This window comes from Microvirga makkahensis, from assembly GCF_009830105.1.
GTDB lineage: Bacteria > Pseudomonadota > Alphaproteobacteria > Rhizobiales > Beijerinckiaceae > Microvirga > Microvirga makkahensis.
Map to the genome: position 1 here is coordinate 354,570 of NZ_WURB01000004.1, position 24,020 is coordinate 378,589.

Annotated in this window: 19 protein-coding genes; 10 read left to right on the plus strand and 9 right to left on the minus strand. The window is 61.8% G+C overall.

Annotated elements, in window-relative coordinates; translation table 11 throughout:
• The first annotated feature begins 27 nt into the window (after positions 1 to 27).
• Positions 28 to 1,062 (plus strand): UDP-glucuronic acid decarboxylase family protein, encoded by a 1,035-nt coding sequence (locus tag GR328_RS08210; RefSeq protein ID WP_160884032.1) that lies wholly within the window; start codon positions 28 to 30, stop codon positions 1,060 to 1,062.
• A gap of 71 nt (positions 1,063 to 1,133) precedes the next feature.
• Here the strand turns inward: GR328_RS08210 and GR328_RS08215 are convergent, their stop codons facing one another.
• The gene (locus GR328_RS08215) at positions 1,134 to 2,312 is read right to left on the minus strand and encodes a YihY/virulence factor BrkB family protein (protein ID WP_160884033.1); all 1,179 of its coding nucleotides are present in this window, start codon (positions 2,310 to 2,312) and stop codon (positions 1,134 to 1,136) included.
• A 186-nt stretch (positions 2,313 to 2,498) separates the two neighbouring features.
• Here GR328_RS08215 and GR328_RS08220 point away from each other — a divergent pair, with 186 nt between their 5' ends.
• Positions 2,499 to 3,665, plus strand: a complete 1,167-nt coding sequence (locus tag GR328_RS08220; RefSeq protein ID WP_160884034.1) for a glycosyltransferase family 87 protein — start codon at positions 2,499 to 2,501, stop codon at positions 3,663 to 3,665.
• Positions 3,666 to 3,722: 57 nt separating this feature from the next.
• On the opposite strand, the gene GR328_RS08225 is transcribed toward GR328_RS08220, so the two are convergent.
• From GR328_RS08225 to GR328_RS08255, 7 genes are read right to left on the minus strand one after another with little or no spacing between them, the layout of a single operon-like run.
• Positions 3,723 to 5,351, minus strand: coding sequence for a hypothetical protein (locus GR328_RS08225; RefSeq protein WP_160884035.1), 1,629 nt, complete (start codon positions 5,349 to 5,351; stop codon positions 3,723 to 3,725).
• Positions 5,348 to 6,973 (minus strand): hypothetical protein, encoded by a 1,626-nt coding sequence (locus tag GR328_RS08230; protein WP_160884036.1) that lies wholly within the window; start codon positions 6,971 to 6,973, stop codon positions 5,348 to 5,350. Before GR328_RS08230 ends, GR328_RS08225 begins: the two co-directional genes overlap by 4 nt.
• Entirely contained in the window at positions 6,970 to 8,583 is a 1,614-nt protein-coding gene (locus tag GR328_RS08235) for a hypothetical protein (RefSeq protein WP_160884037.1), read from the minus strand. Before GR328_RS08235 ends, GR328_RS08230 begins: the two co-directional genes overlap by 4 nt.
• A 17-nt stretch (positions 8,584 to 8,600) precedes the next feature.
• Complete coding sequence (locus GR328_RS08240; protein WP_160884038.1) at positions 8,601 to 9,344, minus strand: SDR family oxidoreductase; 744 nt, start codon at positions 9,342 to 9,344, stop codon at positions 8,601 to 8,603.
• The gene (locus tag GR328_RS08245; protein WP_160884039.1) at positions 9,344 to 10,678 is read right to left on the minus strand and encodes an FAD-binding oxidoreductase; all 1,335 of its coding nucleotides are present in this window, start codon (positions 10,676 to 10,678) and stop codon (positions 9,344 to 9,346) included. The genes GR328_RS08240 and GR328_RS08245 overlap by 1 nt, the downstream gene beginning before the upstream one ends.
• On the minus strand, positions 10,675 to 11,106 hold the full coding sequence (locus tag GR328_RS08250; RefSeq protein ID WP_160884073.1) for a GtrA family protein: 432 nt from the start codon (positions 11,104 to 11,106) through the stop codon (positions 10,675 to 10,677). The genes GR328_RS08245 and GR328_RS08250 overlap by 4 nt, the downstream gene beginning before the upstream one ends.
• 29 nt (positions 11,107 to 11,135) lie before the next feature.
• Entirely contained in the window at positions 11,136 to 12,686 is a 1,551-nt protein-coding gene (locus GR328_RS08255; RefSeq protein ID WP_246215752.1) for a UbiA family prenyltransferase, read from the minus strand.
• A 778-nt stretch (positions 12,687 to 13,464) separates the two neighbouring features.
• Between GR328_RS08255 and GR328_RS08260 the strand changes: the two genes are divergently transcribed.
• The 6 genes from GR328_RS08260 to GR328_RS08285 all read left to right on the plus strand — a co-directional run bounded on the left by GR328_RS08260 (position 13,465) and on the right by GR328_RS08285 (position 19,100).
• Positions 13,465 to 14,544, plus strand: a complete 1,080-nt coding sequence (locus GR328_RS08260) for an ATP-binding cassette domain-containing protein (protein ID WP_160884040.1) — start codon at positions 13,465 to 13,467, stop codon at positions 14,542 to 14,544.
• A gap of 65 nt (positions 14,545 to 14,609) precedes the next feature.
• Positions 14,610 to 15,749, plus strand: a complete 1,140-nt coding sequence (locus tag GR328_RS08265) for an ABC transporter substrate-binding protein (RefSeq protein ID WP_160884041.1) — start codon at positions 14,610 to 14,612, stop codon at positions 15,747 to 15,749.
• A gap of 106 nt (positions 15,750 to 15,855) precedes the next feature.
• Positions 15,856 to 16,680, plus strand: coding sequence for an ABC transporter permease (locus tag GR328_RS08270; RefSeq protein WP_160884042.1), 825 nt, complete (start codon positions 15,856 to 15,858; stop codon positions 16,678 to 16,680).
• The gene (locus GR328_RS08275; RefSeq protein WP_160884043.1) at positions 16,677 to 17,489 is read left to right on the plus strand and encodes an ABC transporter permease; all 813 of its coding nucleotides are present in this window, start codon (positions 16,677 to 16,679) and stop codon (positions 17,487 to 17,489) included. The genes GR328_RS08270 and GR328_RS08275 overlap by 4 nt, the downstream gene beginning before the upstream one ends.
• Before the next feature lie 6 nt (positions 17,490 to 17,495).
• Entirely contained in the window at positions 17,496 to 18,539 is a 1,044-nt protein-coding gene (locus GR328_RS08280; protein ID WP_160884044.1) for a LacI family DNA-binding transcriptional regulator, read from the plus strand.
• Positions 18,540 to 18,575: 36 nt separating this feature from the next.
• A complete protein-coding gene (locus GR328_RS08285; RefSeq protein ID WP_160884045.1) occupies positions 18,576 to 19,100 on the plus strand; it encodes a 2'-5' RNA ligase family protein in 525 nt (174 codons plus the stop codon).
• Between the two features lie 88 nt (positions 19,101 to 19,188).
• Here GR328_RS08285 and pepT read toward each other — a convergent pair whose 3' ends face one another.
• Complete coding sequence (gene pepT / locus GR328_RS08290) at positions 19,189 to 20,424, minus strand: peptidase T (RefSeq protein ID WP_160884046.1); 1,236 nt, start codon at positions 20,422 to 20,424, stop codon at positions 19,189 to 19,191.
• A gap of 165 nt (positions 20,425 to 20,589) precedes the next feature.
• On the opposite strand from pepT, the gene GR328_RS08295 reads away from it, so the two are divergent.
• Both GR328_RS08295 and GR328_RS08300 read left to right on the plus strand, forming a co-directional pair.
• Entirely contained in the window at positions 20,590 to 21,219 is a 630-nt protein-coding gene (locus tag GR328_RS08295; protein ID WP_160884047.1) for an IMPACT family protein, read from the plus strand.
• A 289-nt stretch (positions 21,220 to 21,508) separates the two neighbouring features.
• Positions 21,509 to 23,893, plus strand: a complete 2,385-nt coding sequence (locus tag GR328_RS08300) for an EAL domain-containing protein (RefSeq protein WP_160884048.1) — start codon at positions 21,509 to 21,511, stop codon at positions 23,891 to 23,893.
• The last annotated feature ends 127 nt before the right edge of the window (positions 23,894 to 24,020 follow it).

The following is a 24,020-nucleotide window of genomic DNA, read 5'->3' on the forward strand; positions in this document are numbered from 1 at the left end:
CGGCGGTCCCATACGGAGATGGTCTTCATGAAGAATGGCAAGAGCAAGCTCGTCCTTGTCGCGGGTGGAGCCGGCTTTCTCGGGTCGCATCTGTGCGATGCCCTGCTGAGCGAAGGCGCGCACGTGGTCGCTCTCGACAACTTCCAGACGGGACGAAAGCAGAATCTCCGGCACCTGGAGCGTGAGCCCCGGTTCGATCTGGTCGACAGCGACATCATCAAGCCGCTCCCGGCACGGCTGCGCTCAAAGAAGGTGAAGTTCGACGAGGTCTTCAATCTTGCCTGTGCCGCGTCGCCACCTCATTATCAGGCCGACCCCGAGCACACGATGCTCACCAGCGTCGTCGGGACCCATAATCTGCTCACCTTCGCCGAGGCGACGGGGGCAAGGTTCTTCCTGGCTTCCACCAGCGAAATCTATGGCGACCCTGAGGTGCATCCGCAGAAAGAGAGCTATTGGGGAAACGTGAACCCAACAGGCCCGCGGGCGTGCTATGACGAAGGCAAGCGGGCCGCGGAAACGCTGACCTTCGATTTCGAACGTGCCGGCCGCGCCGATGTGCGCGTCGCGCGGATCTTCAACACTTACGGTCCCCGTATGCGCGCCGATGACGGACGCGTGGTCTCCAATGTGATCTGCCAGGCCCTGGCCGGGGACGACATCACAATCTATGGGGACGGGAGCCAGACGCGCTCATTCTGTTACGTATCCGATCTCGTGGACGGATTCATGCGTCTCATGGCGTACAATGGCCCGTTCCCGGGCGCAGTGAACCTCGGCAACCCGAACGAGCTCACCGTGGGCGATCTGGCGCAGAAGGTTCTGGTGATGACGGGATCTTCTTCCCGCATCGTCTCGCGTCCGCTGCCGGTGGATGATCCGCGCCGCCGCCGCCCTGATATCACTCTTGCCAAGCAGATCCTCGGCTGGTCGCCGAAGACGTCGCTGGATGTCGGGCTGAAGGCGACCATCGCCTGGTTTTCCGACGAACGTTCCGATTCAAGCAAGGCCGCGCGCGCTCTGACCATGCTCCAGGGAGCTGTCGCGGCAAGGCAGGCCTGAGGCTGTATTCTTTCCCCTCACATAAAGGGGCGCCCGGATAGCCCGGCGCCCTTCTTGTTTGCTGTCGGTGTTCAAGCTTTCGCCACACCAACCGTATCAGCCATCTTGGCTCCTCGCGTGCCCATGGGTTCCCGCACACCTTCGGTGGTGTCCTTGACCGTCTGGTGCTCCATCTCGGCATTGATCTCGGCCCCCAGCAGAACGACGATGCTCGACAGCCAGATCCATGTCATGAAGCCGATGACCGCGCCCAGCGAGCCGTAGGTTTCGTTGTAGCTGCCGAAGTTGGATACATACCAAGAAAAGAGCATCGACACGGCAATCCACAGCACTGCCGCGATGATGCCACCGGGCGTCACCCAGCGCCATTCGGCCTTGTCCCGGCTCGGTCCGAAGCGGTAGATCAGCGACAGGCTGAAGGTGACGCCGATGAGAAGAACAGGCCAGCGCATGAGAGACAGCAGCCATTCCATGCTGCCGCCCATACCGATGAAGTTCAGGATGATCGGAAGAACGACGATGCCGCCGAGGGCGACGAGGATGAACAGGATGGCACCCAAGGTGAAGGTGAGAGAGGTCAGATTCAGCCGTAGGAAGCTGCGCTTTTCTTCCTCGTCATTGACGATGTTGAGAGCATCGAACACCGCTTTCATCCCGGCATTGGCGCTCCATAGCGAGATGGCGAGACCGAAGATGAAGCCAAAGCCGAGTGCACCACCTCCCTGCGAAGCAATGCGTTGCACCTGTTCGCCGATGATTTCCAGCGCGCCACCCGGGAGGATGCCAGACATGGCGTTGAGGTGATCCTGAATCGTGGCGGGATCCGCGAAGAGGCCGTATATGGAAACAAGAGCGGCAATGGCGGGAAAGACGGCGAGCAGGGCATAGTAGGTGACGCCAGCGGCGACCGACATGATCCGATCCTTGCCGAATTCCTCGTAAGTCCGCCAGAGTATGTCCTTCCAACCCTTCGCCGGAATTTTCGTAGGCTTGTCGGCCTCACGCCCACGGTCGCCCTCGGCTGCTGCCGCATCGGGGTCGGCATGCTGCTTCTGCGTGAATCCGGTATTCTTCTGCGGCTGACCCTTGCCGGCACGCCGAGCTCGGTCACCTGCCGGGGCAGGCGCATGGTTGCGCTCGCCCCCTGCCACGAGCCGGACCAGCGCCCAGCCGACTACGACGGCGGCCATTGTTGCAAGCGCTGAGGGGGCTTGGGATGGACCCTGCTGAGTTGCTGGATTGTTTGCCATCGACGGACTGAACCTTATGTTACCAGAAACCGAGCGGAAAGGCTTGGCTCATGCGTAAACCTCGTTGCAGAGTCGGCAGTTCCAAATGCGCCGCAAGCGGATGGGCGCGAAGGGCTGTGCTCCAATGAGCGATGCCCTAGTTCCATCCTGCATAAACTCAAGCTTCTTTCGATTGGGATGTCATGAATGGCGGCATCGGCGCGCTGGCTCGTCAATCTCGTTGTATTGGTTTTGTCGTTCCTTGCGATCATGGCGGAGTTCCCGCGCATCGCTCACGACGGAGGCTTGTGGGATTTCGGCTCTTTCGTCGCTTCGGGGCGGGCTGCGGCTGAAGGTTTGAATCCCTACGGCGTGTATCCGCTGACACTGCATGTCGAACTGCCAGGATTCGAATCCTGGAACCCTAATCTCAACCCGCCCGTATCGGCGCTTCTGTTCCAGATGTTCGACGCGCCGGATCCGCGCGCCGCCTTCGAAACCTGGCGTTGGATCTCGATCGCATCCTACGTTGCTGCCGTTTTCCTCATTGCATGGCGCTTCCGGAGCCCTCAGGCTCCGATCATGGCCATTTGGGCTTTCGCCCTTGCCGGATTCTGGGACACGCTCTTTCTGGGGCAGATCTACCTGCCGCTCGCCCTCGCGGCCGTCGCCGGATGGCTTCTTCTCGAGCGCGGACAGGTTGGGGCAGCCGGAATCCTCATTGGAATGCTGGTCTCGATGAAACCGAATTTCCTCGTGTGGCCGGTCCTGCTGCTTCTTTCAGGCCATTGGAGGCCGGCACTCACGGCGCTGGTCACGGCTGCCGTGATCAGCGCCATCCCGCTGTTCGTATATGGCCTCGAGGTCTACCGGCAGTGGTTCGAACTGATCGCCTCCGACAAGGAGCGGGCGTTCTTCCTCACCAATACCTCTTTTGCGGGCTTTGCGGCTCGCGCCGGAATCCCGCTTCTCGGGGTGATCGCCAGCCTTGCGCTTCTGGCGCTGCTCGCGGCATGGGCCTTCCGGCGTCGGCCGAACGCCATGGCTGCGAGTGCCTTGGCCCTGGTTGCGTCTCTTCTCGCCTCGCCCCTGGGGTGGGTTCACTATACGCTGTTTCTCCTGCCGGTCTTCCTGAGCCATTGGCATAAGCCTGCCATGCGCGTCGTCGCCCTTCTGCTCATCGTGCCGGTTCCCGTCGTCATCGACCAGTTCACGAGACCTGCATGGATCCAGCTCACCATCGGTTCAGTCTATGGCTGGGCCATGGTGCTTTGCCTCGCGGTTCTGGCTATGGCCGAGGTGCGCCGGCGAGCCGAGGCATCACCCGCGAGTGTTCCCGTGTCCCGGCTGGGCGGTGCCGAGCAAACATCCTAGCGCATCGTGGGAAAAGGGACCCGGCTTTTCGCACCGAACGATGCGCTAAGCATGGTTTCAGCCGCCGCTCGGGACAATGTCGTCCTCCTCGCCGTCTCGGTCGGAGTCGTTCGAGCGACTGACGGTCTCGGCCGGCGGCGCACGCAATACGTAAATCCTCCAGTCGGCGGTCTCCCCCGCGAACTCGAATTGATCGTTTATGAATTCGGCGTAAATCGCTTTGAGCCCCTCGGTCGTTGCGCCATCGACAGGCCATTTCGGCTCCATGATGATCCGCACGTCGTCGAACAAACTCTTGGCCGGAAGGAAACTGTGCTCGTTGACCGTGCGGCCCCAGTGATACCAGGTGCTGTCGCCGGTAGGTGCCTCAAGGCCGAGACCAGCGGAGAAGGGGCTGACGAAGTCCAGAACGAGCACGTGATCCGTTTCCTGTTCCAGAGAGGACAGAGCACGCGCGCCATCTGCGAGGCTGGCGAAGTAGCGGCTGAATGCAGGATAGTCTCCGTCGTTCCAGAGCCGGACGAGCTTGACCTCGCCGAAGTTCGGCAAGGGCGCGGCTTGCCCGCGGTCCAGGCTCGCCAATCCCGTGTGCAGCCCAAGAGCTGCCGCGTATTGAAGGCTTCCCGGCAGCACGAAGGCAAAGAGCAGAAGCTGCGCACCGGCGGTCAGGGGGCGGCGCCGAGGCTCGTACGCCTGCCGATCGCTGCGCGCCAAGCGCTCTACCGCCACTGCGGATGCCGCCATCAGGGTAACGATGCCCGAATTCTGGAAGTTCTGCATGATCAACAGAAATCCCGATCCTGCGCTGAAGCCGAAGAACAGGAAATCCCGAATGCTCCTGGTGCGCCAGAGAATTAGGCCCGCAAAGACGAAGAACAGCGTGAAATCGGGAAGATTGCCGAGGAGAAGTTGTACGATTTGATCGACAGGCTTCAGGCTGCCACTGACCTCGCCGGCGAGAAGGAGATCTGCAATGTGCGCCTTCGTCCCACCCCAGAAGACCTCGACGACGAGACAGCCGATGGCGGTGAGGCCGAGCGCGCTGATGGACCAGAGACGCTGACGGGCATCGAGGAGCAGGAGGATCAGAAAGCCGATTCCGACAAGTCCGTAGCTGATCTTGATATAGAGCATCAAGATCACCAGGAACGCGGCACACGCGGCATCGAGCCCATTCTGGCTACGGCCGGGACGTTCCGGGCGCAGATACATCACCAGCAGAAATCCGAGTCCGGCCCAGCCGATGCGGTTGTAGAACATCGCAAACGAAAGAGCGCTGACACTCTCGCCCAGGTTCATGGGAACGGCGGCCACCAGGATGAGATAGATGCCGAGAGGGAGGGCGACTGCGGGCCGCAAGCGCGAGCCGAGGATATGTGATGCCGGGAGCGCCAGGGCAGCAGTGATCAGTGCCATGCCGACCGGCATAGCCCCACCGAACGTGCCGGACAGCCAATAGCCGAGCGCAGGGGCATAATAGACGAGGGGGCCTAGAGCGGTGTGAAAGTCCCTGTTGGGAATCTGGCCCGAATTGATGCGGTGAACGCCGTCAAGAAAGATGAAGAGATCATTGACATATTTAGTCGTAACCGTCTGACCCGGCCAAGCGAGCATGAGGGCGCAAATCGCAGCCACTGTAATGATCAGCAGTCTGACCTGTGCTGAGCCTCGCATCCAAACTGTCATGGCCGAAATCCATCCCCCAGCCTCAACCATGAATAGGGACCCGCGTTCCCTGACGGCGCATCCTTGGCTGCAACCTCCGGGTTCTTGCGGCGGTATATGGCCCAGCCCTCGTTCTCAAGGAGCAGCTCGAAGGCCGAGTCGATGTGGGTTTGATACAATGTTCTCAGTGGGATGTTGTTGATGCCCCATGTGGGGAGCATCAATATCTCCACATCGGCAAGCAGTTTGCCCGGATGGGTGAAATGGACTTCATTGATGTTGCGCCCCCAGTGGAGCCAGGCGCTGTCACCGCGTGGAGGGGGAAGATCTAGGCCCGCCGAGAAGGGATTCGAGAAATCCAGGACAGATACCTTCACAGGCTTTTCCGGAAGGCTCTTCAAGCCACGGGCACCCTCCTCAATGCTTGCGAGATACGCATGCATCATCGTTCTTTCTCTCGACAGCCACGGGGAAATGAGCCGTATCTCTCCGAAACGAGGCAGATCGAACGCCTGTCCGGCCTTCGCGAGGGCCAAGGTCGTGTGAAATCCCAGAGCCATGGCGCAGTGGAGGAGCGTCGGCAGGATCAGCGCCATGAGCAGAAGGGGAGATCCTGAGCCGAAGACCGCGAGTTTCGCACCACGGCCGGGGGGATGGGCCGGTAAATGCAACAGCATCTGCGCCGCAGCGGCGGCACCGGCATGGATCGTCAGAATACCCCAAGGCTGGGAGTTCTGGCTCTGGATCATGAGGCCGGGAAGTGTGCAGAAGCCAAAGAACAGAAGGTCCGGCAGGCTGCGGGTTCGCCAGAGCACGAGGAGCGCGAAGATAGCCAGGAGAGAAAAATCGGCCAAGTGGCGGAGGAGGGCGGAGGCCAGATCGACGATGCCCCGCGACCCGCTCACTCGGCCCGTCAGAGCGAGATCGTCGAAATAGGCTGACGTGGACTGCCAGAACGCCTCGATGACAAGACCGCAGAGCAACGTCAGGCCAAAGGCGGCTGCAGCCCATCCACGCTGCCGCGCATCGAGCAGCAGAAAGGCCAGGAAGGCGAGCGCGACGAGGCCATAGGTGATCTTCGTATAGAGCATCACCACGATCAGCACCGTCGCGGAAAAGGCATCGAGAGCGTTCTGCCACCGCATCGGTCGGATCGGCCGCAGATACATGATCAGGAGCGCGCCCAGAGCGGCCCACCCGATCCGATTGTAGAACATTGCAAAGGACAATGCCGTGACGCTCTCGCCGAGATTCGCAGGTACAGCCAGGACAAGAAGCAGGAAGAGCCCATAGGGAATGCCTATGACCGGCTGCAGGCGTGAGCCAATGACATGCGCGATGGGGGGGGCCAGAAAGAGCGTAACCAGGGCCATGCCATAGGGCATGGCTCCGCCCATGGTCCCGGAAATCCAGTAGCCGAGCGCAGGGATATAGAAGGAGAGGGGTCCCAGGGCCGTATGGAAGTCCCGGTTCGGTATCTGCCCCCAGTCGATCCTGTGAGCGCCATCGAGGAAAATGAAGAGGTCGTTCACATAGGATGCTGTGACCGTCAGGCCCGGACCTGCCAAAAGACACGCAAAGAGAGTGGCGCCAACCAGAATGGCTCCTGCCGAAAACCGCATTCCATTCGCTTGCGCGCTCATGAGGAATCCGACGCATTCATGCCGATCCTTGGCTGGACTCCCAGACGACGATGGATCTTCCAATGATCCGTCTCCCGCACGTTCTCGTAATGATCGGCGATGTACGGCCCGTATAATGCTTTCAAGCCTGCGAGCTCCGGATTCCCGGTGTCGTCGCCGATGGGGGTTCTGGGCTCCATGACGATATCGGCGTTTGCCAGCAGGGCCTCGGCGGGAATAAAGGCGGAAGCATTGAGCGTGCGCTCCCATTGCAGCCAGGGTAGGTCGCCCTCGGGCGGGGCCGCACCGAGGATCATGGGAAAGGGATTGCTCCTGTCGAGAGCCAAGATCTTGCCGCCATCCAGGTTGGCCTCGGAGAGAGCCTTCACGCCGTCGCGCACGGTGGCGAGATACTGATTGGCCGCGTCGTAGTCGCCCCATGTCCACAGATTGGCAAGGCGGACCCGCTCGAGATGGGGCAAGTCGAGAGATTGGCCGGCCCGTGTGCTCGCTGCGATCATGTGCAATCCCAGTGCGGCAGAGCAGTGCACGATGGTCGGCAGAACAAGAGCCAGAAAGAGCAGCCGGGCGCCGGCTGCGACGGACCATGCTTGTATCCTGGAAACCGATACGGTTCCTTCCTCATGCCGCAGAATGGTTTCTGCCGCCACCGCGGCTGCGGCATGTAGGGCGACGATGCCCCAAGCCTGGAAGTTCTGATTGACGATGAGGAATCCTGTAACGGCACAGAAGAGATAAAAGAAGCCCTCGCGAGCGCTGCAGGTGCGGCGAAGCGAAAGGCCCGCGAACAGGCCGAGCAGAACGTAATCGGTCAGGTTGACCAGGATGTGATCCGCGATCTGTCCCCATGTGCCACGCAGGCGTCCTCCTACGTCGAGGGCAAGGCGCAGATCATTGAGATACGACAGCGACGACTGCCAGACGATCTCGATAGTCGTGCAGGAGACGACGATCAGCCCGAGAGCATGAAGAACCCAGCGTCTCTGTTGCCGATCGGTCAGCATGAACACGAGGAAGGCCATGGCTACGATCCCATAGGTGAGCTTAGTGTAGAGCATCACCAGGGTTAGGGCCGCGGCGCAGAGAGCATCCGGAAGATCCTGCCGCCCGCGTACCTCCCGTGGGGGCAGGAACATGACGAGCAGAATGCCCAAAGCCGCCCATCCGATCCGGTTGTAGAACTTGGCGAATGTCAGGGCCGTGATGCCCTCGCCCAGATTGATGGGAACGGCGAGAACCAGGAGAAGGAACACGCCGAAGAGAAGAGCGATGACCGGGTGGAGCCGTGTGCCGAGCACGTGAAGCATCGGCACCGACAGTGCAAGCGTGGCGAGGGCCATGGCGGCCGGCATGGCGCCGCCCAGGCTGCCCGAGAGACCGTATCCCGCTGCAGGTAGATAATAGGCCAGCGGACCCAATGGCGTATGGAAATCATGGCTCGGAACGTGGCCCGCCGTGATGCGATAGGCTCCGTCGAGAATGAGGAGGAGGTCGTTCAGATAGCGCGTCGTGACGGTCTGACCTGGAAGGGCCAGAAGGAGCGCGCAGGTCGCTGCCACCACGAGGAGGAAGGCCCGAACGGGTATGCGGCGGTCCGACAGAGCGTTCATCGGCGGCTCTTCCGAATCTAGAGGCGAAGGCGTTTGAAGATGCGCTCGGGAATGGAGCCGATGATCATCATCACGGGTCGCCAGACCGGGCGCACGTAGATGACGTCACTCTTTCCTGTCTCGGCAGCCGCGAAGATCGCCCGGCCGACCTCCTCGGCCTGTGCCGTGAGAACGGGAGGAAGTTTCAATCCGGCCGTCATCTGCGTGCGCACAAAGCCGGGCTTGACCGTAATCACGCGCAGGCCCGCCGGGGCGAGGCGGTTGCGAAGACCCGACAGGAAAGCCGTAAACCCGGCCTTGGCCGCGCCATACAGATAGTTCGAGCCGCGCCCGCGGTCGCCCGCTACCGAACTCACGCCGACGAGGGTACCGGAGCCCCGTTCGAGGAAGCGCTCCGCGAAGGATCCGAGCAGCAGGGCAGGGCCCTCGAAGTTGGTGCGCAGAAGCTGCGTCGCGTGAGCGAGATCCGTCTGCCCCCGCTGCTGATCACCCAATTCGCCGACCACGCACACCACCGTATCGGGAAGCTGCGGGAGTCCTTCGATGAACGACTCGAATTGGCCCGTCTCAAGAACGTCGAGGCGGTGAACGGTGACCTCGGAGCCGGTCCGGACGGCGATGTCGTCTGCATTGCGCCGCGCTTCTTCCTCCCGGCGGGCCGCAAGCTGCACGCGCCAGCCGGCCTGCGCATAACAGAGCGCGGTGGCGCGCCCGATATCGGACGTGCCGCCGATGAGAAGGAGGGTTCGAGATGCGTTCATCAGATGCCGAGCCGTGCCGATAAGCGGGAGGAGATCCGGCCGGTTGCCCCGATCGCCCGCCGCAGGTCGCGGAACCGGGGCAGTCCGGAGTAACCGGCTTCGAAAGTGGCGGGGGATTGCCGCGCATCCTTGGCGAGATAGAGCCGCCCCCCGGCCTCGACCACGATCCTATCGAGCTCGTCGAGCAGCGGGAAGACGCTCTCGCTCACCGGCAGGTCGAGGGCCAAGGTAAAGCCCTCCATGGGGAAGGACAGGTCGCCATGGCCGGGGCCCATCTGCTTGAGAACCGCCAGGAAGGAGGCAAAGCCCCGGTGTGAGATCCGGTCGAGCAGGCTCCTCAGGGCCGGGCCCGCGTGAGCTGTCGGGACGACGCACTGATACTGGAGAAAGCCCCTGCGGCCATAGATGCGGTTCCAGTCGCCGATTCCGTCGAGCGGGAAGAAGTACGGGTTCCAGTGCACGAGGAAGGGGTAGCCGGCCTTCAACGCCCCGGCACGGAAATACATCTCGTTGAACGCGGCCACGGAGCGCCGGTTGAGGGCAAAAGGCGGGAGATCGAGCGGAACCGAAAGCCGCCCCGAGCGCGAGGGGGGAAACGCCTTCGCTCCAGGCCGCAGGGCGTCCACTTCCCGGTGCGTGGCGTGCTCCGCTGCATAGATCAGAGAGCGGCCGAGGGATGGACCTTTGGCAAGGCAATCGATCCAGGCCACCGAGTAGGTGGAGTCGGCGGTCGCCCGAAGTGCTTCGAGCGCCGCGTCGAGATCGGACGCGACGATCGTCTGCTGGCGCATCCATCCGGTTTCGATGGGCCTCAGGCGAAGCGTGGCTTCGAGGATCGTTCCCGTCAGTCCCATCCCGCCGATCGTCGCGCGGAAGAGATCGCCATTCTCCGTCAGGGAGCACGCGGCGACTCCGCCATCGGGCAGAGCGAGGGTCAAGGACTCCACGTGATCGCCGAAGCCGCCGTCCCGGTGGTGGTTCTTGCCGTGCACATCCGAGGCGATCATCCCGCCGATGGTGACGAATTTCGTGCCCGGCACCACAGGGGGAAAGAACCCCTTCGGCACCATCACGTCCAGGAGGTCCGCGAGGAGCAGGCCCGCCTCCACACGGATGCGGCCCGTCGCAGGATCGAAGGCGCGGATCCGGTCGAGCCGGCGGGTGACGAGCGTCACCTGCTCGCCAATGGCCGCATCGCCGTAGGCGCGCCCGTTCCCGCGTGACACCAGACCGGTATGGGAGGCTATGAAAGGCGGCACGGCGGAGGGCGATGAAGGGGACAGGACATCCGACGGATGCCGAGGGTAGCGTCCCCACCCGGAAAGCTCCGTCATGCCTGCCGCTCCTTGAACACGAAGCTGCGATCGAGCAGGAACTTGGCGGTATAGCCGACAGCAAGGCCCAGCACCGCACCAGTATACTTCGCGAGATCGGTCTGCCAAATCGTCCAGAAGGCGATCTCGAAGCCCCAGAAAACCAGCGTGGTCAAGACGCTGAAGGCGCCGTAAAGGCCGATTTTGTGCAGTTCCCGCCGGTGGCCGGCATAGGCGTCCTCGAACACCCATTTCTTGTCGAGCACATATTTGAGAATGAAGCCCGCGGCAGTGCCCATGAGGATCGAAAAGCTCAAAGGCGCTCCCGGAGCGAAGCGGATGCTCGCCTCCTGGGTGAGCAGGTTCGCCAGCGTCGCAAGAACGGCAAACAGCACGTAGCGGATGAACATTCCCGGAGCGGGCGAGCCGGTCCTGCGAATGGAGCCCATGTGGTCCAAGTCCTGCCTCCGCGATATGGTCAAATGGCTGCAAGGACGAGGAGGGCCATCGCGCCGGCCGTGATCAGGCTGACCCTGTCCTTGATCGCGAACACCACCGGATCATCGTCCATGAGGCGGCGGCTGGCCAGCATCAGGGCACGTGCGATCCAGTACATCAGCAGGGGGCCGATCAGCCAGAGGACATGGGGACGTGTATAAAGTTCGTTGACGGCATCGCTTGAGATGTACAGCGTGAAGATCGTCACCGCGTTGAAGCCTGCTCCCGCCGCAAGAGCGGCCACGATCTCGAGATCGCTGTTCCTGTAGTCCCGACTGGTCGGGTCGGGCAGGCTGGCGTCGCGGCGCGCGGCCAGTTCCACATAGCGTTTGATCAGTGCCAGAGACATGAAGATCATCATGCAGAAGGCCAGGAGCCATTCCGAAACCATGATTCCCGTTGCCGCGGCTCCGCCGATCACCCGCACCGAGTAGAGCCCGGCCAGCGTGATCACGTCGACAATCATCATGCGCTTGAGGGCGAAGGAATAGGCCGTCGTCAGGGCGAAGTAGCCGAGCAGGACCCCGAGGAACGGCAACGAGAGCATCGCTGCGATTGCGACTGCGCTCAGGAACAGGATCGGAATCGTGACGACGCCGTGCATCAGCGGAATGGCGCCGCAGGCCAGGGGGCGATTGCACTTGCTGCGGTGTCGGCGGTCGTCTTGCAGATCAACAAGATCGTTAAGAATGTAGATGCTGGAGGCACACAGAGAGAAGGCGACGAAGGCCAGGAGCGCCTGGGTCAGCGCCTCCATCGTAAAATGGTGGGAAGTCAGCAGCGGGACGAAAATCAGAGCGTTCTTGGCGTATTGGTGGATCCTGAGCATCTTGGCCCAAGTCCGCCAGCCAGGCCGCGGGCAGGGGAGATGCTCAATCTCGGCCCGCTTCGAAGCAAGCTGCCTGCGGACTCTGGCCGGCGCTCGGATGGCGAAGGTTCGTGCGGCTTTCTCCCAGACCGGCAGGTCGGCTGCGTCATTGCCGATATAGTCGAAGCCTCTCTCTCCGAAGGCCTCGACAAGCTGGGCCGCCTTTTTCTCGCCGGCAAGGTTTGTGATTTCGTTGGAAGCAAACCATCCGGTGAAAAGGCCGAGGTGGGCGGCGATCTTGCCGACGAGCTTCTCATGACTGGCGGAAGCCAGATAGACCGGCCGTCCCTCGGCGCGCGCTTGCCGGATTGCGGCGAGGACCTCCGGATCGTAGGGGAGCATACCCGGATCGAAATCGACAGGCTCAGCGAGCCGGTGTTTGAGAGCGGCCTTGCCGCGCGCGAGGGCTCTGAGCATCTCGAACAGGGAATGCGGACGCCGACCCAGTTCGGAAAAAGCCGTCTCGATCAGGAGATCCGAGGCTATCAAAGTCCCATCGAGATCAACGACAAGGGGGCGAGCCTCTGCCCGGGCCGGTGTTTCGATCTCGAGGGTGGTCCAGCGGTCGTCCGAATCCTCGTACGGCCTCTCGATCGATTCAGCATAGCGGGCGCGTTGGGCTGTGCGGTGCAAGATCTGTGGCTTGGATTCGAATTGCGCCAAGAGCCCGTGCTCCCCTCGAACGAAGTTGTTAAGAACGGTCGCCGGAATGCCGACGAGGTGTGGTGTTGCGAACCGAGAAACACTTAGGGCGCGGGTGCGCCACTTCCACTCTGCAATCCTCCCGGGCACGCTGCAGGTGCGGCCATGTGGCCCGGTCGCCGTGATCCCTCATCGCCTTTCATGACTGGATTCGACAACGGCCCTTTCGTGCAAACGGGCGAAGAGCAACTTGACTGCCCTTCAACAAGCGAGGCTGCAAAAAGTTGCAGGTGCTCGACTCGATCACGGCAAGACGAAAGCCTCTTGCGCAGCCAATGATATATCGCTTCAATGATAGTCGAGAGCACCGGAGGCCGTTGTAGCGGACGGTGCACAACCTGCCATGGTCACGTTCGCTTCGTGCTGAAACCCGGTCGGCAATTAGGGGAAGGGAGACGTGCCCGGCAGGAAGCCGAGGAGGAGAGGGCTGAAGCCTCAGCCCTCGCTAGGATGTGCGTGATGGCACTCCCACGGAACGGATGGTGCGGCAGCAGGGTTCGGAGCGGCAAGAGCAGCAAGCGCGTTTGCGTAACGCAGTTACGGCGAACGAGGTCTTGTCGGCGAGCAACAGGGCCAGCGGAGCCCCTGCCGTCAAGGATCTTCGCGCAAAGGACCTTCGTCACAAAAGTGTATCAGACCTTCGTCTACACCCACTTGAGTGTTGTTCGCCCGGCGGAGCATAATTCTTGCACGCCTGTGCAACGAGTCTTGAACGACCCAGGTTAGAGGAGGGACATCGGTGAGTGCCTTTCTTGAAGTCGTGAATGCCCATGTCCTCTATGGCCAGCATGAGGTCCTGAAAGGGGTGAACCTCGCCGTGGAGAAGGGCGAGTTCGTAGCCCTCCTCGGTTCTTCGGGCTGCGGGAAGACAACCCTTCTGCGCAGCATTGCAGGCTTCAATCCCCCGGCTTCCGGCGCAATCCGCGTCAACGGCCACGATGTCACGGGACTTCCGCCGGACAAGCGGGGAATGGCCCTCGTCTTCCAGTCATATGCGCTCTGGCCACATATGACCGTCGACCAGAACATCGGGTACGGGCTGAAGCTCAGGAGAATGCCGAAGGCCGCGATTGAGGCACGGGTCGCGGAAATCAAAAGAATGCTGGGCATGGACACGCTCGGCGCGCGCAAGCCCGCAAATCTCTCCGGCGGTCAGCGTCAGCGCGTGGCGCTGGGGCGGGCGCTCGCGATCGAGCCCGATATCCTTCTGCTCGATGAACCGCTGTCCAATCTCGATGCGCGGATACGCTTGACGGTGCGTCATGAAATCAGCGCCCTTCAGCGGCGACTCGGAATTACGGCGGTGCACGTCACGCATGATCGTGAGGAAGCCATGGTGATGGCGGACCGGATCGTTATTCTCAACAACGGCGAGATCGCGCAGGTCGGCACCCCCGAGGACGTGTACAATCGTCCGGCTTCCGACTTCGTGGCGGCGTTCATGGGAGCGGAAAATCTCGTTGAACTCCCGGCGGAGACGAAGGGCGACCGGGTCGAGATCGCCGCCGGGCCGTTCAATTCGGCCGCTGTCGTCTCCTCGCGCGGGCGACTCCTTTCCGGTCTGTCGAATGCCCGGTTCCGTGGCGAGTCCGTGGAGTTGAGCGATGCGCAAGGGGCAGTCTCATCCGTTCAGGACGAAGGAGCCCTGCGATTGAGCGGCGTCGTCGAACAGACGAGTTATCCCGGCGGCCTCTGGCGTCATGTGATCGCCGTCGGCCCGAGGCATATGATCGTCGACTCGCCCCGCAGTTTTGAAATCGGCAGGCGTGTTTCCATCCGGATTCCGGAGGAGGCGCTCTTCCTGTTTCCAAAACAATAGTCCGGCAGTTTTCAACCGCCGGCAAGGAACAGATGGGCACCGGTTGAGGCCCAAGGAGGACTGACATGAAGGCTAAATTGATCGCTTCCACGCTGGCGGCAGGCCTGTTCTGCACGCCGCTTTCTGCGGCTGAGCTGACCGTTATCACGGCCGGCGACAAGAACATGGTCGATTATGTGAACGAGTATCTGGGGCCGCTCTTCGAGAAGGAAAACCCGGGCACGAAGGTCCGCGTGGTCGGCACCGGCCCGGGCGATGCCGGGTCGCAGAAGATTCTCGAGCGCTTCGAGGCTCAGAGCAAGGCGGGTGTCGCGAAGTGGGACGCCGACGTCGCTGTGGTTCACGAGAAGTTCGTCGGACCCATGGTCGAGCAGAAATTTCTTGAGGCCTATCGCAGCAAGATTCCGACCGGCTCCCTCGTCACGCGCGAGAACGCCAAGGTGGCTCTCGGAACGAACGTGGACGGTTATGTCATGCCTATGTTCAACAGCCAGACGGCCTTGGCCTACAACCCGGCTCTGGTTCCCAATCCGCCGAGAAGCTATGACGAGATCGTGGAGTTCGCGAAGAAGAACCCCAAGCAGTTCGGCTATAACGGCATCAAAGGCGGAGCCTCCGGCGTAAGCTTCGTCATGGGCTGGATCTATGCCTATGGCGGCGGCGATCCGCAGAAACTCATGAACGGACCTTTCGATCCGGACGAAGCCAAGAACTGGGACAAGGCCTTCGCGTCTCTGAAGGAATTCACGCGCAACGCCACGCTCACACCGGGTAATGCCGGTACGCTGGACATGCTCAGCCGCGGAGAGATCGCCATCGGTCCGGTATGGGTAGATATGTTCTATTCGTGGAAGGCCAACGGTCAACTCCCGCCCGAGATGAAGCTTGTCCTGCCTTCTCCCGGCATGCCCGGCCAGCCGATGCACTACGTGGTCCCAGCCAAGAGCGCGAACAAGGAACTTGCCGAGAAGTTCGTCGCTCTCGCGACGAGCCCGAAGGTGCAGGCAGAGGGAATCGTCAAACGGTTCAACTGGTATCCGGGTATCGACGCTCAGCACGTTCAGGCAAGCCTCGACAAAGAAACCTGGGAAAAGCTCTTTACGGATATCTCGCCGGAAGAATTGGCCAAGTATGGCAAGCCGTTCCCGATAGCTCCCTACAACAACGCGATTTTGGAAGCCTATGAGCGCCAAGTCGGAAACTGAGGTCACCCATGGCTGGGGGAGCAAAAAGCTTCCCCAGCCCGACACTGCCGGGGCATTCCGCGCGAAGCATGCCGGCGGCCTGGCAGAAGGGGGCTGTCGATTTGCCATGCCGGTTCATCTGCTGGGATTCTTGCTCGTCGCGCCGGCTTTGGCGATCGTCGTCCTTCTCTTCGTCGTCCCGCTCATCAGTTCGATTACAGGCGCATTCGAAGTCGGCGGGACGGTCAGTCTCGGGAACTTCACGAAGGCGTTCGAGCTCTACAGCGGCGACATGCTGTTCACGCTCGCCATCGTCCTGCTGTCGTCAGCCCTGATCGGCCTTTTCTCTATCATGATCGGCGGCTATCTCACGCTCGGCTCCAATCCACGCGCCGTCGCGATCCTGCGTTGGATTTATCGTTGGCCCCTATTCATTCCCTTCATCGTGGTCGGCCAGATTCTGCGGACGTTCCTGGCCAAGAACGGCCTGATGAACAACATCTTCATTGAGCTGGGTCTGATGACACCCCTATCGGCAATGTCCTTTCTCGACTGGAGAGGCATCGTCATCGCTTTTGTTTGGAAGCAGACGCCGTTCGTCGCTCTCCTTCTCTCCGGAGCCATGGCCTCGATCGATCGCAGCACCATCGAGGCGGCTCGCAATTTAGGCGCCAACCGCCTGCGGATCCTCATCGAGATCGTGCTTCCTCAGGTCCGCACCACGCTTCTTGTCGGCCTCATCCTCAGCTTCGTAACCATGATGTCGGTGCTCTCGGTTCCACTCATGATCAACGCCCAATCGCCCACCATGATCACGGCGAACATGGCGTTCCGCATCAACGCCTATAGGGATTACGGCGTGGCCAACGCCCTCGGGCTGATCTCGCTGCTGATGACCAGTGCGGTGGCCTGGGTCTATCTGCGTCAGACCATGAGGGAACATAGCCGATGAACGCTTACCTCGAATGGAAATGGATTCCGCGCGGCATCGCGCTTGGAATCCTGGCATTCGTCATCTTCGGTCCTTTGGTCAATCTTCTTCTCTGGACCGTTGCCGAGCGTTGGTACTTCCCGCATGTCCTTCCCTTGAAGTATGGCTTCTCCTTCTGGGCGAACGTATTCTCGCCTCGCGGCAACGCAATGTCTTCCCTGGGGACGAGCGTATTCATCGCTGTCCTCACGGTGATCCTGTCTCTCGGACTCGCCATTCCTGCAGGTTACGCCCTGGCTCGGCTTCGCCTGCCGTTCCGCGGCCTGATCCTGCTGGCATTGCTCATTCCGCAGGCCTTCCCGAATCTGCCGGTCTATGTCAACATCGCGCGCATCTTCTATCAGTATGGCCTTAATGGAACGATCCTCGGCGTAGTCCTCGTCCACGTGACCCATGGGCTCGTCTATGCGGTCTGGATCGCAACTGCGGCCTTTTCCGCTGTCGACAGGGAATTGGAAGAGGCGGCCCGTTCCATGGGCGCGAGCGCGCTGCGCGGGTTCCGGGACGTGACGTTGCCGATTGCTGCGCCAGGACTCCTGGCGAGTGCCATCTTCGTATTCCTGGAGTCCCTCGACGAGTTCACGGGAACGTATTTCGTCGGCGCGCCCGATGTCACAACCCTGCCGCTTCTGCTTTACACGGCGGGCTCTGGCGGCAATTATCAGATCGCGTCCATCACGGCGTTGATCCTGCTAGTCCCGTCGATCACCTTCATGTTCGTCGTCGAGCGCTTCCTCCGTTCGGACGTGCTTTCCAAGGTCGGACACTGATCGGACATGCAGGATACAGACGCAGAGCCTGAGGAGACCGGGCCACGCTTCATCAGCGCCCATATGGTGGCGGAACGGGCGGGTGTTTCCCGCTCCGCGGTTTCGCGCGCCTTCACGCCTGGGGCGAGCATCGCGCCTGGGACGCGCAAGAAAGTGATGCAGGCCGCCGCCGAGCTGGGCTATCAGGTGAATGATCTGGCACGGGGGCTCCTGGCAAATCGCAGCCGCCTCGTCGGTCTCGTCGCTTCCGATCCAGCAAGCCCCTTCCGGACGCTCCAGATCGCGGCCTTGTCCCGGCGCCTGGTGGAGCGGGGGAGCGTCCCTGTTCTCATTCCCACGGGACCCGGAGAGGAGCAGGTGAGCGCCGCCCACGCGACGCTCCTGCGATACAGGGCGGAGGCGACCATCGTCCTGTCCGGCATGCCTTCCTCGTCGATCGTCGATCTGGCGCAGCGCAACGGTCAGCCCCTCATCGTCATGGGACGGACGGAGTACGGCCCCGATCACATCCGAATTGACAATGCCCGTGCGGCGCAGATCGCGGTCGAAGTGTTTCTCTCGCGGGGATTGACGAAGCTCGGTTTCGTCACGTCTGCCGTCGGCAGCCCCAATCTGATCGAGCGGGAGGAGGCATTCATCGTGGCGGCCCGGAAGCACAGCCTCCCGGTCAAGGTGCAAAGAGCAGCCTACACCGATTACGATGGAGGACAGGCAGCCGCCTCATTGCTCCTGGGAGCAGGTGATCCCGTCGAGGCGGTGTTCTGCGTCAACGATCTCATGGCACTGGGATTGATGGATTATGCCCGGGATGTGCTGAACCTGTCGATCCCCGAGAGCCTGTCGGTCATCGGCTTCGACGGGATCCCCGAAACCCGGTGGGGCGCCTACCGCCTGACCACCTTCCACCAGGATGAAGAAGTGCTGGCTGCCGAAACCATCAGGGTCCTGGATCAGCGGCAAGCCGATCCGAAGGCTCCTCCCATTGTGTCGGTGCTCCAGGTGCCACTGGTGTATCGAGGAAGCGTCCGGCCCCTTAAGGCCGGCAATTGAGGAGGCGGCCCCGTCCGCATGCCGTGGAGGTGCAACATGAAGACCGAGTACCACTCCATTTGGCTGATGCCCTGTTCCGAGCATGAGAGGGTATTCTCGGAGATCGTTCAGAGCCTGGCGAGGCACTTCGACAGTCCGGCCTTCCAGCCCCATCTGACGCTCGTCGAGGATATGCCCAGGACCTGCGAGGAACTGGAGCCGATTCTGACGCGCGTGGCAGAGGGCGCGGCTTCCTTCGACGCGAGCGTGGAGACGGTCGAGGAGAGCCCGCTCTATTACCGCTCGTTCTACGCCCGCTTTCCCAACATCTCGCCTCTCAAGGCAATGAAGGAGAAGGCGGTGGCGCTTTTCGGAGTGGGAAGCATAGAAACCTTCATGCCGCACATTTCCTTGGCCTACGGCGTTCGGGAGAGCACCGAGAAATCCCAGGCTATCGCTGCCCTGCGGAGGGGGATGACGGGCATGAGCGTGCGCTTCGACCGGGTCTGCGTCGTTTCGTCCTCGCAGCACACCCCGATCGAAGAATGGGCGATCCGGTCTTGCATCTCCCTGCGCGGCTGAACAGCGGTTCGCAAGAATGCGGGACGCCGCCCATCTTGCCGAAGTCACTTAGCATGCGGGCTGTATCCGTCCTCGGATGGAGAGACCCCTACGCGCGCTCCTCCCAGATCCTGGCGAGTTCGATGATCGTCCGCACCGCCTTTTCCATGTCCTGGCGGCTGACGAATTCCAGCGGTGAGTGAAAGGCGTGGCCGCCGGCGAAGATATTGGCGCAGGGCAGTCCCATGAAGGAGAGGCGTGAGCCGTCCGTGCCGCCCCGGATGCTGCCGCGCACCGGTGTCATGCCGGCCCGTCTGACGGCCTCCAGGGCATATTCTGCGATCTCCGGATGCTTGTCGAGCACGAGCTTCATGTTGCGATACTGCTCCTTGACGGTGAGGGTGTAGCTGGAGCCCTGGTATTCTCCGAGCACTTCCCGGGTAATCCTTTCCAGAAGAGCCTCCTTTTCCTTCAAACCGTTCTCCGTGAAGTCGCGGACGATGAAGCTCAGATGAGCCTTTTCCATGACGCCGGACACGCCTGTCGGGTGGATGAAGCCGTCCCGGTCCCTCGTCGTCTCGGGCGCCATGTCCTGGGGCAGACGCGCGATGATGGCTCCGGCGATCCTGATGGCATTTTCCATCTTGCCGTAGGCGAAACCCGGATGGATCGCCACGCCCTTGATGGCGATCTCAACCCCATCGGCGGAAAAGGTTTCGTCCTCGACCGTGCCGGCCGTCTCGCCGTCCATCGTGTAGCCGAACTCGGCTCCGAGCTTGGCGAGATCGACCTTGTCGACCCCGCGGCCGATCTCCTCGTCGGTCGTGAAGAGGATGCGGATCGCGCCGTGCTGGATGTCCGGGCTGTTGATCAGGATCTCGGCTGCAGCCATGATCTCGGCGATCCCGGCCTTGTCGTCGGCGCCCAGCAGCGTCGTGCCGTCCGACGTGACGATGTCGTGGCCGATCATGTCTTCCAGCACGGGATAGTCTGCGACCCGAATGATTTGGCTCGTGTCGCCCGGGAGTCGGATGTCACCGCCCTGGTAGTTTCTCAAGATCTGCGGCTTGACGCCGGTGCCGGAAAAGTCCGGCGCCGTATCCATGTGGGCGCAGAAGCAGATGACTGGAACGTTGCTCTTAGCCGTATTCGCCGGGATAGTCGCATAGACGTAGCCGTGCTCGTCGAGGTGGGCGTCGGAGAGGCCGATCGCGAGGAGCTCCTCGACCAGCAGGCGACCGAGGTTCTTCTGCTTCTCGGTCGAGGGCTGGGTCGCGGATGCGGCGTCGGATTGGGTGTCGATCACGACGTAACGGAGAAAACGATCGGTAACATTGGTGGCCATGGAGCATGATCCAAACTGCGGGGCGAACAACAGTCTTGTACCCGGGTAGCGCCTGCGCGGGAATAGGCTGCGGGAATGCCTGCCTTCGGGCTCCCTCGTGAGCGGAGGCCTCGATCCGGCAGAGAACCGGTTGCCTGGACGGCTGTTTGAGCGATATGTGGGCTCATGTTCACGCTGGAACGAACCACATCCCTCGAGCAGGTCGTCAAGAAGAGCCGGTTCCTCGCGACCGCCGGGCCGGTTGCGAGCGAGCAGGCGGCAAAGGACTTCATCGCTGCTCATTCCCATGCCGGCGCCAATCACAATTGCTGGGCTTGGAGGGTGGGGCAGGTCTCCCGGTTCAGCGATGACGGGGAGCCCGGCGGCACGGCTGGCAAGCCGATCCTGCAGGCCATCGATCGCCTGCACCTCGACAATGTTGCGGTCGTCGTGACCCGCTGGTTCGGAGGCATCCTTCTCGGAAGCGGGGGCCTTGTGCGCGCCTATGGCGGGGCTGCGGCGGCCTGCCTGCGCGCATCGTCCCTTATGGAGATCCGGATCCTCCGGGAAGCCACCATCGAGACGACGTTCTCGGACCTCGCATTGGTCAAGGCGCGTCTTGTGGGTTTCGAGGGCGCCCAGGTTCTGAACGAGAGCTTCACGGAAGCGGGTGTCGTTATCTTGGCCGCTCTCCCTGAGGCAACTGCCGGGCGGATCGTTCAGATGGTGACGGATGTCACGAGCGGGCGCGCTCGCATTGCGCTGTCGCCGGGTCCGCTCCGGCGCTCCGTGCCGAGGCAGACCTCCCGAACGTAGATCGGTCCGGATGTGGAATGCTCGAGCGTTAACCCTTGCGACAGGGAAGACCTGACGAAGCCAGGGCAGTTCTTGACTTGCCGCCACAGGCGCGGAATGCTGGAAAAGCTGGAAGTTGCGATAGCGATGGCGGACTGGACGCTGCTCAAAGGGCAACGGTTCGAGGCATGATGCCGCTCCGCCATACCGGTGCGAACCCGGTATGTTCCCCTTTTCCATGTTTGTACCGAGACGTCCTGACCCTAGTCATGCCGTGACTCCTCCAGTGAGTGGAGACGTAAGGCTTTCGATGCTGACGGTCTATAACTGCATTGTTTCAGAACACGATCTCCGGCTGGTTGTCCTTGCGGCCATCATGTGCGGTCTTGCGTCACTGACAGGGATCCATCTTCTGCATCATGTCCGGCGTTCGGACGGTTCCCGGCACAACGTCTGGCTCGCAATTGCTGCAGCGGCGACCGGCTTTGGGATCTGGTCGACGCACTTCATCGGAATGCTGGCCTTCTCGCCGTCCATACAGGCGGAATACGATGTCGCGTTGACCGTCGTCTCCCTCTTGTCCGCGGTTGTCATAACAGGCGTGGGCTTTTCGATTGCTCTCCTGCCATGGCTTGCGGGTGCGATGTGGCTGGGTGGAGCCATCGTGGGGGCCGGCATCGCCTGCATGCATTACACGGGCATGGCGGCCTTTAACGTCGCGGGTACGATCGACTGGGATTCGACGCTCGTCATCGCTTCGATCTTGCTCGGGATCCAGTTTGCCACCATTGCCCTGCCGGTGGGTTTCCGAGCAGCGGCGGCGCGCTGGAGGCTCGCGGGCTCATTGCTGCTGACGCTCGCGATCTGCATCCATCATTTCACCGCCATGGCTGCTGTGGCCATTACGCCAGACAGCACCGTCCCGATCTCGGCGCTGGCGGTCCCGTCCAGCTGGCTGGCTCTTGGCCTCGCCTTCGTCTGCCTCATCATTCTCATGCTTGCCTGCGTGGCGCTGTTCCTGGACCTGAGGGAGCGGCAGCGCGCGGCTCTTGAGATGGAACGGATGCGCGATCTCACAGACGCTGCCGTCGAGGGACTCGTCCTGTGCGACGGTGAAACCATCGTTTCCGTCAACCGAAGTTTTATCCGCCTCATCAATTTCCGCATCGACGAAATCTGCGGAAGAGCTTTGAGCATGTGCATACCGGACGCTGCAGTACGCAAGGCGGTTTTCGAAGTAATGGGACGGGCCGTCGAGACGGATTTGTGCGATGCTCAGGGAGAGCTCGTGCCGGTCGAGGTGATTGCTCACCAGATCACGTATAATGGCCGCCAGCACAATGTCGTGGCCTTCCGGGACTTGCGGGATCGCAGAAATGCCGAGGCAAGGATCCGGTATTTGGCACATCACGATCCGCTGACGGGGCTGGACAATCGTGCGAGCTTCGACGAGCGCCTGGACCGCGAGATCAGGCGGCATCAGGGAGCCGGACAGGCGCTGGCTCTGCTGTGTCTCGATCTCGACGGCTTCAAGGAGGTGAATGACATCTACGGCCACGCGGCAGGAGACCAGGTACTCCGCGACATCGCCCTGCAGTTCTCGACCCTGCTGGCTGAGGATTGCCTGCTGGCCCGATTGGGTGGCGATGAATTCGCCGTGATCGTTCCGTGTGTGACGGGCCCGGCTCAAGTCGAAGCCTTGGCCGAGAGCTTCTTGGAGTGCCTCAGGGAGGGCGGACGCCAATCGACAGCGCCTATAGGCGTCATGTCTGTCAGTATTGGCATTGCCATCTATCCATCCGACGCACGAGACCGCACGGGGCTTCTCTCCAGCGCCGATGCTGCCCTGTACCGGGCCAAGCTGGAAGGGAAGGGGACCTTCCGGTTCTTCGAGCCGGCAATGGGTGCGCAGATCCGCGAACGCCGCAGCATGGAGCACGACCTGCGCAACGCTCTCGAGAACGGCGAGTTGAGCCTCGTCTATCAGCCGCAGGCGCGGGTCGAATCCGGCAGGGTTCTCGGCTTCGAAGTTCTGCTGCGCTGGAATCACCCGGTCCGAGGGGCTGTGCCACCCTCTGTGTTCATCCCGATCGCCGAGGAAAGCGGGCTGATCTTGAAAATCGGGGAATGGGTCATGCGGCAGGTCTGTCAGGAGGCCGCCGCATGGCAGCGGCCACTGAATATCGCGGTTAATGTCTCGCCGCTGCAACTGAGCAGCGAAGGATTCGCCTCTATGGTTCGGCATATCCTGGACGAAACCCGATTGTCGCCGGAGCGGCTGGAAATCGAAATTACCGAGACGGCTCTCATCCGCGACCCCAATCGCGCGCTGTCGGCCCTGGAAAAGCTCAAGGCGCTCGGCATCAACATTGCGATGGACGATTTTGGAACCGGCTACTCGTCGCTCTCCAATCTCCAGAACTTTCCATTCGACAAGATCAAGATCGACCGGTCCTTCATCCAGGCGGTTCACACGAAGCCACAAGCTGCAGCCATCGTGCGTGCGGTTCTAGGCCTCGGACGCGGCCTGGGGCTCCCCGTCATCGCGGAAGGCGTGGAGACTTCGGAGGAGTTGCGCTTCCTTGGTCTGGAAGGCTGCGTAGAGGCCCAAGGCTACCTGTTCGGCCGCCCGGCCCCCATCACCGAGCTGACCTCGCTGATCTTCGGCAATGCCGTCGCGCACCCGCAATGCTGATGCGGCATGCGGATCGGGAGCTTCGGTTCGGCAACGAAAGCAGATCCAGGGGCCGTTCCCGGCCAAGCACGGAGGAGGCCTTGATCAGCGCATCGAAAGAGCAGATGTCACCTTCGTGGAGCGGAAT

Coding starts and splice junctions, on each gene's coding strand:
- GR328_RS08210 (WP_160884032.1), top strand. CDS start 28: ATGAAGAATGGCAAGAGCAAGCTCGTCCTTGTCGCGGGTGGAGCCGGC.
- GR328_RS08215 (WP_160884033.1), bottom strand. CDS start 2,312: ATGGCAAACAATCCAGCAACTCAGCAGGGTCCATCCCAAGCCCCCTCA.
- GR328_RS08220 (WP_160884034.1), top strand. CDS start 2,499: ATGGCGGCATCGGCGCGCTGGCTCGTCAATCTCGTTGTATTGGTTTTG.
- GR328_RS08225 (WP_160884035.1), bottom strand. CDS start 5,351: ATGACAGTTTGGATGCGAGGCTCAGCACAGGTCAGACTGCTGATCATT.
- GR328_RS08230 (WP_160884036.1), bottom strand. CDS start 6,973: ATGAGCGCGCAAGCGAATGGAATGCGGTTTTCGGCAGGAGCCATTCTG.
- GR328_RS08235 (WP_160884037.1), bottom strand. CDS start 8,583: ATGAACGCTCTGTCGGACCGCCGCATACCCGTTCGGGCCTTCCTCCTC.
- GR328_RS08240 (WP_160884038.1), bottom strand. CDS start 9,344: ATGAACGCATCTCGAACCCTCCTTCTCATCGGCGGCACGTCCGATATC.
- GR328_RS08245 (WP_160884039.1), bottom strand. CDS start 10,678: ATGACGGAGCTTTCCGGGTGGGGACGCTACCCTCGGCATCCGTCGGAT.
- GR328_RS08250 (WP_160884073.1), bottom strand. CDS start 11,106: ATGGGCTCCATTCGCAGGACCGGCTCGCCCGCTCCGGGAATGTTCATC.
- GR328_RS08265 (WP_160884041.1), top strand. CDS start 14,610: ATGAAGGCTAAATTGATCGCTTCCACGCTGGCGGCAGGCCTGTTCTGC.
- GR328_RS08270 (WP_160884042.1), top strand. CDS start 15,856: ATGCCGGTTCATCTGCTGGGATTCTTGCTCGTCGCGCCGGCTTTGGCG.
- GR328_RS08275 (WP_160884043.1), top strand. CDS start 16,677: ATGAACGCTTACCTCGAATGGAAATGGATTCCGCGCGGCATCGCGCTT.
- GR328_RS08280 (WP_160884044.1), top strand. CDS start 17,496: ATGCAGGATACAGACGCAGAGCCTGAGGAGACCGGGCCACGCTTCATC.
- GR328_RS08285 (WP_160884045.1), top strand. CDS start 18,576: ATGAAGACCGAGTACCACTCCATTTGGCTGATGCCCTGTTCCGAGCAT.
- pepT (WP_160884046.1), bottom strand. CDS start 20,424: ATGGCCACCAATGTTACCGATCGTTTTCTCCGTTACGTCGTGATCGAC.
- GR328_RS08295 (WP_160884047.1), top strand. CDS start 20,590: ATGTTCACGCTGGAACGAACCACATCCCTCGAGCAGGTCGTCAAGAAG.
- GR328_RS08300 (WP_160884048.1), top strand. CDS start 21,509: ATGCTGACGGTCTATAACTGCATTGTTTCAGAACACGATCTCCGGCTG.